Genomic DNA, 14,543 nt, shown 5'->3' with positions numbered 1-14,543 from the left:
GGCCCGGGCCACGGCGGCCACGTCGTCGGACCTGACCCGGCCGGCCGCCTCGGCCGCCGCCGCGACGACGGACAGCACCGTGCCCTCGACCGGGCGGGCCACCGCGGCATACGCCGCCTCACTCGCCACCCGCAACGCCCGCGCCAACTCGCCGCCGCGCACCGCGACCGTCGTGGCGAAGGTGTCGGCCATGCCGCGCAGGATCTGCGAGATGATCACGCCGGAGTTGCCCCGCGCGCCGAGCAACGCGCCCCGGGCCATCCGGCGCATCGCCGGCTGCTGCTCGTCGGGCGAGCCGGCGGCGGACAGCGCCTCAGCCGCCGAGGTGAGGGTGAGCACGAGGTTGGTGCCGGTGTCGCCGTCGGGCACCGGATAGACGTTCAGCTCATCGATCTCGTGCTGGTGGGCCCGCAACGCGGCCAGGCTGCCACCGCACCAGCGGTGCACAGCGGCGTCGTCCAGCGTTTCCAGCACGCCCCGAACCTTACTAAGCCCGTCTGACAAACCGGCTACAGCGAACGGGCGAACGAGAGCACGCCCTCCTCGCCCTTGTAGTAGCCGAAGTCGGGAATGCGCTCGTATCCGGCCGAGACGTAGAGGCCGATCGCCTCGGGCTGCCGGTCGCCGGTCTCCAGGATCACCCGGCTCAGCCCGGCCTCGCGGGCCGACGACTCGACCGCCGCCAGCAGCAGCCGCGCCACCCCCCGCCCGCGCGCCGCCGGTGTGGTGAACATGCGTTTGAGCTCGGCGTCCGTGCCGTGCTGCCGCCACCCCACGCAGCCGAGGAGCACCTCGCCCTCCGCGGCCACGAAGAATCGCCCGTCCGGCGGATCGAAGTCGGACAGCGCGACCGGGGTGTCGTCGCCGGTGCCGCCGTAGCGGACCGACAGGTCATCCATCAACTCCGCGACCAGCTTCTGCGCCTCGGGCCCACCGAACGGGACCTCCCTGATGACCACCACGAGAAGCAAAGCTATCGGAAGTGGTCCCAGCCGGTGCCCCCCTGCCAGGCCATTCGGTCGACCGTCACACCGGTGCCCTCGTGCACACTGCCGATCACCGTGAAGCCGGGCGGGAGCGCCGTGTCCGGTGGGAAGGTCGCGGCGAGCGCGTGGTCGTCGCCTCCGGCCAGCATCCACAGGTACGGGTCCACGCCGAGCGCCCCGGCCGCGTCGCGCATCTGGGCGTGGATCTCGAAGGTGTCTTTGCGGATGTCGATCCCGACCACGCTGTCCTCGGCGATGTGCCCGACGTCCTGCAGCAGCCCGTCCGAGACGTCGATCATCGCGGTGGCGCCCGCCGCGGCCGCCGCCGTACCGGCCTCGTACGGCACCAGCGGCCGCCGGTACGCCTCGACGAAGACCTTCGGCGTGCGGAAGCCCCGGGACAGGATCGCGTACCCGGCCGCCGCCCAGCCGGTGCGCCCGGCCAGCGCGAGCACATCGCCCGGCTGCGCCCCGGTCCGCACCACCGGCGCCCGGCCGCGCAGATCGCCCAGCGCGGTCACCGCGATGGTCAGCGTCGGCCCGGCGGAGACGTCGCCACCGACCACGCTCGCGCCGACCAGCGCGGCCTCCTCGGCCAGCCCGCCGGCCAGGTCCTCGGCCCAGGACACCTCGAGGTCGGTCGGGGCGGAGAGGGCCACGAGCAACGCGGTCGGGGCGGCGCCCATCGCGGCGATGTCGGCCAGGTTGGCCCCGGCGGCACGGTGGCCCACGTCCGCGGCGCTGCACCAGTCGCGGCGGAAGTGCCGGCCCTCGACCAGCACGTCGGTGCTCGCCACCACCCGCCCGTCCGGCGCGGCCACCACGGCGGCGTCGTCGCCGGGCCCGAGCAGGGCCGACGAGGCGTCGCCCAGCCGTGCGACAATCCGTCCGATCAGCCCGAACTCGCCTGACTCGGCGATGCTCACGTGAGAAATCCTCCCTCTGTGGTGGCTGGCCGCTGCCGAGCCGATCCGTGCGGTAGTTTCACGTTCGGGTTGATCCCCCGCCGTCGGATAGGAGTCAGTCGTGGTCCAGGCATACATCCTCATCCAGACGGAGGTCGGAAAGGCTCGTGACGTGGCCGCCGCGATCCACAAAATCGCCGGAGTGGTCCGGGTGGACGCGGTCACCGGCCCCTACGACGTGGTGGTGCTGACCGAGGCGCACACGGTGGACGAGCTGGGCCGGCTGATCGTGAGCAAGGTCCAGTACGTGCCGGGCATCACGCGGACGCTCACCTGCTCCGTGGTAAACCTCTGACCATGGTCGACGTGAAGACTCGCCGGTCGGAGCAGCCGGAGCCGTCCGCACGGCCGGACAGCGCCCGGCGCGGCGCCGCGCTGTGGGCGACGCTGATCGCCGTGCCGGTCGCCGTACTCGTTGGGGTGGTCTTCTTCCTGACCGCCCGGCCGCAGACGGCCGCCGAGCCCGCGCCGGCCGCCACCACGCCCGCGGTCGTGCCCTCGACGGCGGTCCGGATGGCCGCGCCCGAGCTCTCCGCGCACGACGCGCAGGTCTGCCTCGCGGTGACCAGCCAGCTGCCGACGGCGGTGCGCGGCCTTCCGGCCCGCAAGGTGAGCGCAGGGCCGGAGCAGAACGCGGCGTACGGCGAACCGCCGCTGACCGTCGCCTGCGGGGTCGCCCTGCCGAAGATGTGCCCGACCGTCGCCGGTGGGCCGGGTTGCGTGCCGCTGGACGCCGACCTGCTGATCATGAACAGGGTCTGCTGGTACGGCAAGCAGACCCCGTCGGGCGCGGTGTTCGTCACGATGGACCGCGAGGTGGCCGTCCAGGTGGTCGTCCCGCCCGGCTTCGAGAACCCGGCGCAGTGGGCGAACGAGTTCTCCGACGCCGTGGTCGAGACGGTGAAGTCCCGCACCGCCGGGGTGCCGACGGGATGTAGGGCCTAGTGCAGGCCTGAGCCGCGGCGCAGGGCGGTGCGGATCAGGCGGTCGACGACCTTGGGGTACTCCAGGCCGGTGGCCGCCCACATCAGCGGGAACATCGACGTCGGCGTGAAGCCGGGCATCGTGTTGATCTCGTTGAGGTAGATCTCGTCGTCCGCGGTCACGAAGAAGTCGACGCGGGCCAGGCCGGCGCAGTCCAGCGCGGTGAAGGTGCGGCGCGCGTACTCCTGGACCTGGGCGGTGACCGCGTCGGAGAGCTTGGCCGGCAGGTCGTAGCTCGAGCCCTCCAGATACTTGGCCTCGAAGTCGTAGAACTCGTGGGCGCCGACGTGGATCTCGGCAAGCACCGACGCGTCGGGAGCGCCGCCGGCCTCGCTCTCGAGCACGCCACACTCGATCTCGCGGCCGACGATCGCGGCCTCGACCAGCACCTTCGGGTCGATCCTGCGGGCCTCGGCGACGGCGTCGTCCAGCTCGGACCAGTCGTCGACCTTGTTGATCCCGTACGACGAACCGGCCCGCGCCGGCTTGACGAACACGGGCAGCCCGAGCCGCTCCTTGTCCGCCTCGCTCAGCGAGACGCCGGCCCGCAGCACCGCGTACGGCCCGGTCGGGATGCCCTCGGCCGCGGCCAGCTTCTTGGTGAACTCCTTGTCCATGGCCGCCGCCGAGGCGAAGACGTTCGCGCCCACATACGGGATCCCGGCCATCTCCAGCATTCCCTGGATCGTGCCGTCCTCCCCGTACGCGCCGTGCAGCGCCGGGAAGACCACGTCGACGCCGGCCAGCGAGCGCGCCCCGTCACCCGGGTCGAGCACCATCAGCCCGGCGGAGGTGGGGTCGGGCGGCAGGACCAGCGCTTCACCGGACGACGCGGTGATCTCCGGCAGCCGCCGGTCGGTGATCGCCAGCGTCTCCGGGTCGGCGCTGGACAGCACCCAGGCGCCGTCGCGGGTGATGCCGACGGGCACCACCTCGTACACGTCCGGATCCAGCGCGCCCAGGATGGCGCCCGCGCTGACGCAGGAGATGGCGTGCTCGGTGCTCCGGCCGCCGAACACGACGGCGACCCGGATCTTGTCTGCGGTCGTCAACAGGTTTGGCCTCTCGTCTTCAGGTCGGGCACTGCGCGTTTTTCCGAGGCTCGCTAGGCTGCCTGCTGGCATGCCGGGGGTGACCCTACTCTGCGTTAGCAAGAGCGGAGGGGCGCAGGCCGGAAGAACAGCTCAACGCATGGCCGATGAGGACACGGAGTACATGGCACCGGCACTGCACGTGATCGACTGGCGGGGGCCGGGTCGCTTGGCGACCATGGCGCACCCCCGCGGCGGTCACCTGCTCGCCGCCGAGATGGCCGGCCTGGCACGGGCCGGTGTGGACGTCTTCGTCTCCGCGCTGACCGACCCGGAGGGGCATCGGCTGGGCCTGGCCGAGGTGGCGCTCGCTGCCCGCGAGGCCGGCATCACCTACTACAGCTTCCCGATCGCCGACCGCGGCGTGCCCGGCGAGGCGGCTCTCTGGCTGGGCATCCGGCTGGCCGCCCAGGTGCGGGCCGGTCGTTTCGTGGTCACGCAATGCTTCGCGGGGATCGGACGGTCCACTCTGCTCGCCGCCGTGACCCTGGTCATGCTCGGCGTCGGGCCGGAGGAGGCGCTGCTGATGGTGTCGGATGCGAGAGGGCTTCCGGTGCCGGGCAACGAGGCCCAGCGCGACTGGCTCTACGAGTTCGCCGCCGCCCACGGCGGCTGTCCCGCGAAGGTCTGAGGCAGTACACCGTCGTCCCAGAGCCGGTCGAGATGCTCCAGGAAGCCGGTCAGGCTCCCGCTCCACGGCGGCTGCGTGGCCAGTGGGTCGGCGAAGATCAGGCCGTCGGGGTGGGCGGTGCGGGTGCCGACGAACTTCCGGCAGGCCGCACACCACACGTACGTGACGAGCGTGGGCCGCCGCGCCTGCTCCGGTGTGGTCAGATACCGCCGCAGCGCGTCGGCGCGGCACGACGGGCATCCGCTCGTACCGCGGGCCAGGGCCGCCGTCTCGGCATTGCTGAAACTGCTCCACTGCACCGGATCACCGTAGACGCAAGGGCGCGCCGACCCCGCGGTCGGCGCGCCCTGCTCGTGCTGAAGATCAGGCGGTGAAGCGGACCTTGCGGCGCCGGGCCACGAGGAACATGACGCCACCGGCGATCAGCAGGGCGGCCGCGCCACCGGCGATGCTGCCCGCGGCGGCACCGGTCACCGGCAGGGACGGACCCTCCTCGCCGCCACCGCCGCCGGCCTCGCAACCCGCGGGCTGCTCGTACTCGACCTTGGTGGTCTCCTCGACGCCCTTGGCGCCGACCTCCACGGAGAAGCCCTCGGAGGCGCTGAACTTCGTGGTCTTCTTCTCGCCGGCCTTGACCTCGAGCTCGCGCTTCTCACCCTTGCTGGTCTTGAAGGTCAGCGTGATGTCCTCGCCGTCCTCCGGGTTGTCCAGCCCGAGGGTGAGGGAGTCGCAGTCGGCCTCGGCGATCGGCTTCGGCGCGGCCGGCGTCTCGGCCGGCGGCGGGGTCTCGTCGCCGCACGCCTCCGGCTTCTCGACGGTCGCGGTGCCCGGCTTCTTCCACTCGGTCTTGTAGCCGTCCTCCCACTTGAGCCAGACCTTGATGGTCACGGACTCGACGGAGTCGTCGTCGATGGTGGTGGAGCCGTGGATGCGGTCCTCCGCGTCGGTCGAGAACGGCGGGATCTCCGTGCCGTCCTCGGCCAGCGGGCCGGTGACCTCGGTGCCCTTCGGCTCCAGGACGATCTTCTTGACCCACGCCTTCTTCTCGTGGTCGTTGCCGACGGACCAGTCGATGGTCCAGTCGCCGTCGGAGTTCACACAGTCGGTCGAGCCCGAGACGACGGGCGCGTGGGCACTGGCGGGCGCGGCGAGAGCCACAGCTCCGGACAGGCCGATGAACGCACCGGCGAGGACTGCCGTGGTGCGGCGCAGCGGAGACTTGAGCAGGTTCACGCGTACTCCTGAGATGGGGACCAGGGGGTACGGCGTAAGGAGAACAACAGTCGCGCAAACGGTGTGGCCGATGCGACGACGCCTCCCCACGTCGTCAGCAGGAGACCGAAGTCGCCTGCAACAGCCAGTGACCATACTTACTGAGCTGAATTTGGGAAACCGCTGTGCACGGCTTAAGGGAGCCGTTGCACATCCGAGATGTTCGTTATACCGAGAGGCGTTCCATCAATTCCCTCGGTGTATTTCGGCATCGGTGGAATTCACCCTCCCGATGGCCGGTCGGGGGTGGTGAAGTAGCGTCATGGCGTGCTACGGGACGCCCCATGACCAGGATCATTGCCGGTTCGCACGGTGGCCGGAGACTCGCCGCCCCGCCCGGTTCACAGACCCGTCCGACCGCGGATCGGGTGCGCGAGGCGCTGTTCAGCTCACTCTCCACTTTGGTCGACCTCGACGGTGCCCGATTCGCAGACTTCTATGCCGGTTCCGGCGCGGTGGGCCTGGAGGCATTGTCACGCGGAGCAACCTTCGTCCTTCTTGTCGAGTCGGATGCCAAGGCGTCCCGGATCATCCGCGACAACATCGCGACGCTGCGGGCCGGCGCCGCGGCCCGGCTGGTGACCGGCCGGGTCGGCTCGGTGGTCGCCGGGCCTCCGGAGGGTGGCCCCTTCGACGTGGTCTTCGCCGATCCGCCGTACGCGCTGGACGACGCCGAGCTGGCCGAGATGCAGCGCGGCCTGGTGGACAACGGGTGGCTGGCGCCGGACGCCGTGCTGGCGATCGAGCGGTCCACCCGGTCGGTGCCCAAGGGAGGGACGCTGAGCTGGGTGGACGGCGTCACAGCGGAGCGCAGTCGCCGCTACGGAGAGACCACCCTTTGGTACGGTCGCCGATCATGAGACGAGCGGTCTGCCCCGGCTCCTTCGACCCGGTCACGAACGGCCACCTCGACATCGTCGGCCGCTCCAGCCGGCTCTTCGACGAGGTGATCATCGGGGTGCTGATCAACCAGCACAAGACCGGTCTGTTCACCATCGACGAGCGGATCGAGATGCTCCGCGAGGTGACCGCGCCGTACGGCAACGTCCGCGTCGAGTCGTTCCGCGGGCTGCTGGTCGACTTCTGCCGCACGCAGGAGGCCGCGGTGGTGGTCAAGGGTCTGCGGGCGGTCAGCGACTTCGACTACGAGTTGCAGATGGCGCAGATGAACATCGGGTTGTCCGGCGTGGAGACACTGTTCATGCCGACCAACCCGCAGCACTCGTTCCTGTCCTCCAGCCTGGTCAAAGAGGTCGCCAAGTGGGGTGGCGACATCGCCACCTACGTGCCCGACCTGGTGGGCGAGCGCCTGGTGACACGCCTGCGCGAGAAGTAGGGCCCTGGCGCGCCGAGCCCCCTGTTACGCAGTAACGTGATCGGACCACGCTCCGTGGGGCACGTATGACAGGAGTGAGACGCCGGTGGATCCGCTCGACCGCATCGACGAGATCATCGCCATGGTGGAGGCGGCACGCTCCGTGCCGATGTCCCGGACGAACTTCATGTTCGACCGTGGCGAGATGGTGGCCATCCTCGACGAGCTGCGCGCCGAGCTGCCCGGAGACCTGCGCCGCGCGGCCGCCCTGCTGGAGGAGCGCGACAAGATCATCGACGCCGGCAAGCGCGAGGCCGACCGGATCATCAGCGAGGGTGAGACCGAGCACGCCCGCCTGGTGTCGGTGAACGAGATCACCGTCTCGGCCGAGCACGAGGGCGCCCGGATCATCAGCGAGGCCCGGGCCGAGGCGCAGCGGCTGCGCGAGGAGGTCGACGACTACGTCGACACCGCGCTGGCCAACTTCGAGCAGTTCCTCACCAGGGCGCTGGCCTCGATAGAGCGCGGTCGCGACAAGATGCACGCGCTGCGCGAGATCGGCACCTTCCAGGGCGAGGACGAGCGCCCCTTGCCGTTCTGACCACCCCACAGATCGGATCCGCCGCAGACCCGATTCGACGCAGACCCGATTCGACGCTCCGCCGCCAGCTCAGGTAACCTTTCCTGTCGGCCTTGCCCGAGGCTGAGAGTTCACCATGCACAAGTCATCCAAGAGTCACCTCGATCCCAGGCAGCCGCTGGTCGTCGACACGACGAAGCTCCCGCGCCAGCCTGGGGCGACGCGTGCGCTCGTTCGGGTGGCGCCGGCACCGGCGGACCTCGGCCTCGAGCTGATCACGGTGCCGGAGGGTTCCGACCTCGAGCTCGATCTGACGCTCACGTCGGTGTCCGAGGGCGTCTACGTCAGCGGCACGGTCCGCGGCTCGCTGTCCGGCGAGTGCGGCCGCTGCCTCGACGAGATCACCGAGCCCTTCGAGGTTCACCTCGCGGAGCTGTTCGCCTACGCGGACAGCACCACCGAGGAGACCACCGACGAGGACGAGGTGGGCCGGATGCAGGGCGACCTGCTTGACCTGGAGCCGGTGATCCGGGACGCGGTGGTGCTCACACTGCCGGCGAACCCGGTGTGCCGGCCGGACTGCCCAGGGTTGTGCCCCGAGTGCGGGGCGCGTCTGGCGGACCTTCCGGCTGACCACAGCCACGAGGCCGTCGACCCGAGGTGGGCCGCTTTGCGCAACATGTCGAACAACGAGGAGTAGGTACCGTGGCCGTCCCGAAGCGCAAGATGTCGCGCAGCAACACCCGCTCGCGCCGGGCCAACTGGAAAGCGACCGCGGTCGTCACCCAGGCGTGCCCGCAGTGCAAGTCGCCGAAGCTGCCGCACACCGCCTGCTCGGTCTGTGGCACCTACAACGGCCGTCAGGTCCTCGAGGTCTGAGTCGCCTGAATTGACGCGCCCGATCACCGGGCGGGTCGTGCCAGGGCAGCGGCGTCATGCCGGTGCGCCGGCCACCGGACAGGCGACTGTCCCGGAGCCGGGCACCGCGCGGATCGCCGTCGACCTCCTCGGCGGGGACCATGCTCCCGCCGTCGTGGTTGACGGCGCTCTGCGCGCCATCCGGGCCGACTCGGCCGTGCAGCTCATTCTCGTCGGCCCCATGGAGGCGGCCGGCGAGGTCTTCGCTGCCCTGGACCCGGCCGATCGGGCCCGGGTGAGCGCCCTCGGCAGCCAGGGTTCCTTCCGCCCGATGCGGGTCCCGAAGAACTGGGCCGAGTCCGGTGTCCGCGCCGCCGTGCTGGCCGTGGCCCAGGGCGAGGCGGACGCCGTCGTCTCCGCCGGGAACACCGGCGCGACCGTGACCGCCGCCGCGCTCGGATTGGGGCGCTGGCCCGCCGTCCGGCGTCCCGCGCTGGCCGCCGTGCTGCCCACCGCCACCGGGCGGGTCGTGCTCATCGACGTCGGTGCCACCGTCGACCCCGACGAGCAGGCGTTGACCGTGATCGCCCGGCTCGGGGCCGCGTACGCGACCGTGGTCCACGCCGTCGGAGAACCCCGCGTCGGCCTGCTCACCATCGGCACCGAGGAGGGCAAGGGCGACCGACTGCGGCGGGCGATGCCCGCCCTGCTCGAGCGATCCGGCATCAAGTACGTCGGCCTGGTCGAGGGCAACGACGTCGTCACCGGGCGCCGGGCCGACGTCGTCGTGACCGACGGATTCACCGGGAACGTGCTGCTCAAGGGCTTGGAGACCGCCTACGCGCTGATCGGCTCGCCCAGCGGTGAGCCCGAGGCGAGGGCCGCCATGCTGCTCGGCGTCGGCGGCACCGTCGTCGTCTGCCACGGCGCGGCCGCCGGCACCGACCTGGCGGCCGGCATCGCGCTGGCCGCCGACCTGCACCGCCGGGGTGCGGTGCACGCCATCGCAACCCTCATGAGCGAACCAGAGGTGATAGATGAGCAGTGACAAGCGTCGACGGCCATCGACCAAGCCGTTGGAGGACGCCTTCGGGGTGCCTCTGGAGCCGGGCCTGCTCGAACGTGCCCTGACCCACCGCTCGTTCGCGTACGAGAACGGCGGCCTGCCGACCAACGAACGCCTGGAGTTCCTCGGCGACTCCGTGCTCGGCGTGGTGATCACCTCTGCGCTGTTCCACAACCACCCCGACCTGCCGGAGGGCCAGCTCGCCAAGCTGCGGGCCAGCGTGGTGAACATGCACGCGCTGGCCGAGGTGGCCCGCCGGCTCGGCCCCGGCGGTCTCGGCCCGCACCTCCTGCTGGGCAAGGGCGAGGAGACCACCGGCGGCCGGGACAAGGCGAGCATCCTGGCCGACACACTGGAGGCGCTGCTGGGGGCGATCTACCTGGAACACGGCCTGGAGATCGCCGGCCAGGTGATCCACCGGCTGTTCGACCCGCTGATGGCCGAGTCGGCCGGGCGCGGCGCCGCGCTGGACTGGAAGACCAGCCTGCAGGAGCTGACCGCGGCGCTCGGGCTGGGCGTGCCGGACTACGTGATCGACGACGCCGGCCCCGACCACGCCAAGACCTTCACCGCCTGGGTGGTGGTGGCCGGCGAGCGCTACGGCGGCTCCGACGGCCGCAGCAAGAAGCAGGCCGAGCAGCGCGCCGCGGCCGCCGCCTGGCGCACCTTGACCGAGCGCGCCGAGGCGCAGCCGCCACCGCCGGCCGTTGCCGGTGGCGGTCACCTGGGATGACCCCTTCTCTGTTCGAGCGGGCGGGCGCCTGGCGCGGTCTGGGCATTGCGGCACTTCTGCTGGTGCTCACCCGCGCCGTGCAGATCGTCATGCTGCTCTGGTTGAGCGCCTACTCCGACGACGGCCAGTCGCTGCGCCAATATCTGCTCGAGTGGGACGGCGGCTGGTTCATCCGGGCCGCGACCGACGGCTACCCGCAGGGGTACACGTTCGCCGCGAGCGGCGCCCTCGAGGCCAACGAGCTGGCCTTCTTCCCGGTCTACCCGATGCTCATCCGGGGACTGACCGCACTCGGCGCCGACCCGGGCACCGCCGCGATCGCCGTCGCCTGGACGGCCTCGCTGGGCGCGGCCATCGCCCTGCATCTGCTCGGCACCAGCCTCTACGACCGCCGGGCGGGCTGGGCGCTGGTGGCGATCTGCTGCTCCGCGCCGGTGTCGGTGGTGCTCAGCATGGCGTACTCCGAAGGGCTCTTCCTGGCCTTCGTCGCCGGGATGCTCGCGGCCGCGCACCGGCGCGTCTGGTGGGCCGCCGGGCTGCTCGGCCTGCTGGCGTCGCTGACCCGGCCGACCGGCGCCGCGGCCGCCGTCGCGCTCGCCGTGGCCGCGGCCCTCGCCGTCAAGAACCGGGAAGAAGATCGGGAGGGTACGTGGAAACCGATCGCCGCCGCCCTCGTCGCGCTGGCCGGCGTGCCCGCGTACCTGGGATGGGTCGCCCTCCGGGTGGGTGACCTCGACGCCTGGTTCCGCATCCAGGCGGCCGGTTGGGGCACCGCCTTCGACGCCGGCGCCAGCACCCTGTCCTTCCTCGTCACCACGCTCAGCGAGGGCGACGGCTGGGTTCCGATGAGCGTGGCGCTGATCCTGCTCGCCGCCGTGGCCGCCGCGTGGATCGCGCTGGCCGGGCGCCCGTGGCCGCCGCTGGCCGTATACGGAGTACTGGCGATGATCCTGGTGTACGGCCAGGCCGGCTTCTACCACTCGAAGCCGCGGCTGCTGCTGCCCGTACTGTTGACGTTGATGCCCGCGGTGGTGGCCGCGGCCCGCGCCCGCCCCCGGGTCGCGGTGCTGTCGATCACGGCGTGGGCGCTGTTCGGCCTCTGGTACGGCGCCTACCTGGTCGTCGTCTGGCCCTACACCCTCTAGAAGGACTAGCTGTGCCCGAACTCCCCGAGGTGGAGACCGTCCGCCAGGGCCTGGCCAAGTGGGTGGCCGGTCGCACGATCAAGACGGTCGAGGTACGCCACCCCCGCGCGATCCGCCGGCACCTGCCCGGCGACGCCCACTTCGTCGCGATGCTCACCGGCCGCACGATTCTCGACGTGTCCCGCCGCGGCAAATACCTGTGGCTGCCGCTCGACTCCGGCGACGCGATCATCGGCCACCTCGGCATGAGCGGCCAGCTGCTGATCGAGCCGGCCGAGAAGGACGACGGCCCGCACCTGCGGGCCCGCTTCACCTTCACCGACGGCGGCCGGGAGCTGCGCTTCGTCGACCAGCGCACCTTCGGCGGACTGTCCGTGTCGGAGGGTGGCGCCACGCTGCCGGACGAGATCTCGCACATCGCCCGCGACCCGATGGACCCGCTCTTCGACGACGAGGCGTTCGTGGCCCGGGTGCGCGGCAAGCACACCGAGATCAAGCGGGCGCTGCTCGACCAGACGCTGATCTCGGGGGTCGGCAACATCTACGCCGACGAGGCGCTGTGGCGCGCGCAGCTGCACGGCACCCGGGCGACCGACACGCTGACCAGGCCGGCGGTCCGCCGTCTGCTGGCGCACGTGCGCGACGTGCTGGGCGAGGCGATCGTGGCCGGCGGCACGAGCTTCGACGCGCTCTATGTGGACGTCAACGGCCAGAGCGGCTACTTCGACAGGTCGCTGCACGCGTACGGCCGGGAGGGCGAGCCGTGCGACCGGTGCGGGACGCCGATGCGCCGGGAGCAGTTCATGAACCGCTCGTCGTTCTCGTGTCCGCGCTGCCAGCCCCGCCCCCGTCGCCGCCTGCGCTGACCCGGCCGCGCCGGCTCTTACGATCACGTGATGTTCCGGCCCACGTACCCGATCCGCACGGCGCGCCTCACGCTGCGTCCGGTCACGCTCGACGATCTCGACGATGTGCACTCATGGCAACGCCGGCCCGACGTCGTCCGCTGGATGCTCGGCGCCGGGACGCGCACCCGCGAAGAGGCCCGGGCGTCGGTGATCGCCATGGCGGGCGAGGACGCCCTGCGCGCCGAGGGTGACTGCTTGACCTTGGCGGCAGCCACCGACGCTGGGGTCATCGGGACCGTGGAGCTGGTCTGGCGGAGCGAGCGTGACCGCACGGCAGAGCTCGGATACGTGTTCCACCCCGGCCACGGCGGCCGGGGGCTGGCCACAGAGGCCGCCACCGCGCTGCTCGACTGGGGATTCGACGAGCTCGGGTTGCACCGGGTCTATGCCCGGTGTCACGGCCGCAACGAGGCGTCCGCCCGCATGATGACGCGGCTCGGCATGCGTCAGGAGGCCCGCCACGTCGAGAGTTACCTGTTCCGGGGCGAGTGGGCCGACCAGCTCGTCTTCGCCGTCCTGGCCCACGAGTGGCGGTCCCGGGCGGCGGCCGCGCCGGCGCCGTGATCAGCTGGCGCTCGGCTGGTCGACCAGCGCCGGGCTCGCGTCCGTGGCCAGCCCGAAGCCCGCCCCCCGCCGGCCCATCAGCCGGCGCGCCGCCGTCAGCAGCGCCGTCGGCACCCCGTGCACGATGTGGCCGTCGCCCGGCCGCACCCCGTCGCCGTCCCAGCCCTGATAGGCCGACCACGGCCCGTCGAAGGTGCAGATGCGCACGTTGAGATCGCGGTAGAGCGGGTGCGTCGGCACGCCCGGGTTGAGCACCACCCGGTGCAGGCCCCGGCGGGCCGCCAGCCGCAGGGTCAGCGCCACGGGCCCGACGCCGCCCGCACCGGCCGGCGCCCGGTCCAGGAAGAGGCCTTCGACGCCGTCCTCGCGCCAGGCGTCCACATCGGCCAGCACGTCGGCCAGCGATCGGCCGCCCCAGTCCAGGTCGACCCGGCCCAGCACCTGGTGCACCGAGCGACGCCGGCCGGGCCGCTCCTGGATGATCCACGTGTCGGCGTCCAGGGCCAGCTCCGGGGACGGGTGGGCGTACGGCGGGAAAAGGGTCTTCACGACGGTCTCCGAATCTGCGCTGCGGTGTGGGCGACGACGAGCAACCCGAGCAGGTGGATCGCCGCGAGCGCGGCGACGAGGGCGGGCAGCGGCGCGAGCGCCGGGAGGGGTGCGGCCGGCCAGGCCACGACGGCCAGGGGTGCGGCCGCGGCGAGGAATGCGGCGAGTACGGTGCGCCCGCGCGCCGCGACCAGGAAGGTGATCGCGAGCAGACCGCCGAGCAGCGTCCCCGCGGCCAGCGCCAGCACACCGTCGCGGGTCGCCACCCCGTACGGCAGCCGGTACGCGGCCGCGGCCAGCGCGATCCCGGCGGCCAGCGGCGGCAGCAGCGCCGACACCGTGGTCACGGCGACGCTGCGGACGTGCTGCCGGTAGTCCCGCTCGCTCTCGGCCAGATCCAGCCCGGCCGCGACCTGGAACAGATGCCAGCCGACCAGCGTCTCCAGCGCCGGCACCGCGATCAGCAGCGGCAGCGCGGCCAGCCCCGAGCCGGCCTTGCACAGCAGCAGGAGGCAGCCGGCCTGCGCCGCCCCGAGCACCAGGTGGCCCAGCCCGCGCCACATGTCGCGCCGGGAGAGTCGCGGCCGCCCGGGCACCCGCCGCATGATCACCGGCCGGTACGCCCGGACCGCCGCCACCACGATCGCGGCCGGCAGCAGTGTCTCCACCGGCAGCGCGTACCAGCCGTCGCCGACCGCCCCGGCGACGCTGAGCGCACCCAGCAGCCAGCACGGCAGCGACCAGCGCACCACATCCGCCTCGGTGCGGGTGACCAGCGCCGCCGTCACCGTGGCCAGTGCCGCCAGCCCGCCCAGCCCGACGGCCAGCGCGGCCATCCGCTGCCCGCCGAGGATCGACGCCGGCGCGATCCAGACCAGCGCGCCCCACACTCCACC

The 14,543-nt window shown here is 72.0% G+C and carries 21 protein-coding genes; 13 read left to right on the top strand and 8 right to left on the bottom strand.

The window, feature by feature from the left end; genetic code table 11:
• The 3 genes from AB0M20_RS05995 to AB0M20_RS05985 all read right to left on the bottom strand — a co-directional run.
• The coding region (locus AB0M20_RS05995) for a DAK2 domain-containing protein (protein WP_364294467.1) at positions 1 to 474 on the bottom strand (474 nt) is incomplete at its 3' end.
• A 35-nt stretch (positions 475 to 509) separates the two neighbouring features.
• Positions 510 to 962 (bottom strand): GNAT family N-acetyltransferase, encoded by a 453-nt coding sequence (locus AB0M20_RS05990; RefSeq protein ID WP_364294464.1) that lies wholly within the window; start codon positions 960 to 962, stop codon positions 510 to 512.
• An 11-nt stretch (positions 963 to 973) separates the two neighbouring features.
• Entirely contained in the window at positions 974 to 1,912 is a 939-nt protein-coding gene (locus tag AB0M20_RS05985; RefSeq protein ID WP_364294461.1) for a thiamine-phosphate kinase, read from the bottom strand.
• A gap of 100 nt (positions 1,913 to 2,012) precedes the next feature.
• Between AB0M20_RS05985 and AB0M20_RS05980 the strand changes: the two genes are divergently transcribed.
• Both AB0M20_RS05980 and AB0M20_RS05975 read left to right on the top strand, forming a co-directional pair.
• A complete protein-coding gene (locus AB0M20_RS05980) occupies positions 2,013 to 2,246 on the top strand; it encodes an Lrp/AsnC ligand binding domain-containing protein (protein ID WP_364294458.1) in 234 nt (77 codons plus the stop codon).
• 2 nt (positions 2,247 to 2,248) lie between these two features.
• Positions 2,249 to 2,896, top strand: a complete 648-nt coding sequence (locus AB0M20_RS05975; protein WP_364294455.1) for a DUF3515 family protein — start codon at positions 2,249 to 2,251, stop codon at positions 2,894 to 2,896.
• Here the strand turns inward: AB0M20_RS05975 and AB0M20_RS05970 are convergent.
• Entirely contained in the window at positions 2,893 to 3,987 is a 1,095-nt protein-coding gene (locus AB0M20_RS05970) for a D-alanine--D-alanine ligase family protein (RefSeq protein WP_364294452.1), read from the bottom strand. The two genes, AB0M20_RS05975 and AB0M20_RS05970, sit on opposite strands and share 4 nt — an antisense overlap.
• Before the next feature lie 139 nt (positions 3,988 to 4,126).
• Here AB0M20_RS05970 and AB0M20_RS05965 point away from each other — a divergent pair, with 139 nt between their 5' ends.
• Complete coding sequence (locus AB0M20_RS05965; RefSeq protein WP_364294449.1) at positions 4,127 to 4,657, top strand: hypothetical protein; 531 nt, start codon at positions 4,127 to 4,129, stop codon at positions 4,655 to 4,657.
• On the opposite strand, the gene AB0M20_RS05960 is transcribed toward AB0M20_RS05965, so the two are convergent.
• Together AB0M20_RS05960 and AB0M20_RS05955 are read right to left on the bottom strand one after the other, a co-directional pair.
• Positions 4,612 to 4,956 carry a hypothetical protein gene (locus tag AB0M20_RS05960; protein WP_364294446.1) on the bottom strand — a complete coding sequence of 115 codons (345 nt, stop codon included), beginning with the start codon at positions 4,954 to 4,956 and terminating at the stop codon, positions 4,612 to 4,614. The genes AB0M20_RS05965 and AB0M20_RS05960 overlap by 46 nt on opposite strands.
• A 64-nt stretch (positions 4,957 to 5,020) precedes the next feature.
• Positions 5,021 to 5,890 (bottom strand): LPXTG cell wall anchor domain-containing protein, encoded by an 870-nt coding sequence (locus tag AB0M20_RS05955; RefSeq protein ID WP_364294443.1) that lies wholly within the window; start codon positions 5,888 to 5,890, stop codon positions 5,021 to 5,023.
• Between the two features lie 323 nt (positions 5,891 to 6,213).
• On the opposite strand from AB0M20_RS05955, the gene rsmD reads away from it, so the two are divergent.
• From rsmD to AB0M20_RS05905, 10 genes are all read left to right on the top strand, one after another.
• Complete coding sequence (gene rsmD, locus AB0M20_RS05950) at positions 6,214 to 6,789, top strand: 16S rRNA (guanine(966)-N(2))-methyltransferase RsmD (protein ID WP_364294440.1); 576 nt, start codon at positions 6,214 to 6,216, stop codon at positions 6,787 to 6,789.
• The gene (coaD, locus tag AB0M20_RS05945) at positions 6,786 to 7,265 is read left to right on the top strand and encodes a pantetheine-phosphate adenylyltransferase (RefSeq protein ID WP_364294437.1); all 480 of its coding nucleotides are present in this window, start codon (positions 6,786 to 6,788) and stop codon (positions 7,263 to 7,265) included. The genes rsmD and coaD overlap by 4 nt, the downstream gene beginning before the upstream one ends.
• Positions 7,266 to 7,350: 85 nt before the next feature.
• Positions 7,351 to 7,845, top strand: a complete 495-nt coding sequence (locus AB0M20_RS05940) for a hypothetical protein (protein WP_364294434.1) — start codon at positions 7,351 to 7,353, stop codon at positions 7,843 to 7,845.
• A 115-nt stretch (positions 7,846 to 7,960) separates the two neighbouring features.
• Positions 7,961 to 8,524, top strand: a complete 564-nt coding sequence (locus AB0M20_RS05935; RefSeq protein ID WP_364294431.1) for a DUF177 domain-containing protein — start codon at positions 7,961 to 7,963, stop codon at positions 8,522 to 8,524.
• 5 nt (positions 8,525 to 8,529) lie between these two features.
• Positions 8,530 to 8,703, top strand: coding sequence for a 50S ribosomal protein L32 (gene rpmF, locus AB0M20_RS05930; RefSeq protein ID WP_364107323.1), 174 nt, complete (start codon positions 8,530 to 8,532; stop codon positions 8,701 to 8,703).
• 37 nt (positions 8,704 to 8,740) lie between these two features.
• On the top strand, positions 8,741 to 9,730 hold the full coding sequence (locus tag AB0M20_RS05925; protein ID WP_364294469.1) for a phosphate acyltransferase PlsX: 990 nt from the start codon (positions 8,741 to 8,743) through the stop codon (positions 9,728 to 9,730).
• Positions 9,720 to 10,481, top strand: a complete 762-nt coding sequence (gene rnc, locus AB0M20_RS05920; RefSeq protein WP_364294428.1) for a ribonuclease III — start codon at positions 9,720 to 9,722, stop codon at positions 10,479 to 10,481. The genes AB0M20_RS05925 and rnc overlap by 11 nt, the downstream gene beginning before the upstream one ends.
• Complete coding sequence (locus tag AB0M20_RS05915) at positions 10,478 to 11,626, top strand: hypothetical protein (protein WP_364294425.1); 1,149 nt, start codon at positions 10,478 to 10,480, stop codon at positions 11,624 to 11,626. Before rnc ends, AB0M20_RS05915 begins: the two co-directional genes overlap by 4 nt.
• 11 nt (positions 11,627 to 11,637) lie before the next feature.
• Positions 11,638 to 12,492: a bifunctional DNA-formamidopyrimidine glycosylase/DNA-(apurinic or apyrimidinic site) lyase gene (gene mutM, locus AB0M20_RS05910; RefSeq protein ID WP_364294423.1), complete on the top strand. Its 855-nt coding sequence runs from the start codon at positions 11,638 to 11,640 to the stop codon at positions 12,490 to 12,492.
• A gap of 30 nt (positions 12,493 to 12,522) precedes the next feature.
• The gene (locus AB0M20_RS05905) at positions 12,523 to 13,098 is read left to right on the top strand and encodes a GNAT family N-acetyltransferase (protein WP_364294421.1); all 576 of its coding nucleotides are present in this window, start codon (positions 12,523 to 12,525) and stop codon (positions 13,096 to 13,098) included.
• On the opposite strand, the gene AB0M20_RS05900 is transcribed toward AB0M20_RS05905, so the two are convergent.
• Positions 13,099 to 13,647 carry a spherulation-specific family 4 protein gene (locus tag AB0M20_RS05900; protein ID WP_364294418.1) on the bottom strand — a complete coding sequence of 183 codons (549 nt, stop codon included), beginning with the start codon at positions 13,645 to 13,647 and terminating at the stop codon, positions 13,099 to 13,101.
• Positions 13,644 to 14,543 (bottom strand): hypothetical protein (locus AB0M20_RS05895; protein ID WP_364294415.1); only part of this gene is annotated, 900 nt, incomplete at its 5' end. The genes AB0M20_RS05900 and AB0M20_RS05895, both read right to left, overlap by 4 nt.

Source organism: Actinoplanes sp. NPDC051633, from assembly GCF_040681735.1.
GTDB lineage: Bacteria > Actinomycetota > Actinomycetes > Mycobacteriales > Micromonosporaceae > Actinoplanes.
This window is presented reverse-complemented; position numbering and strand designations above follow the sequence as displayed.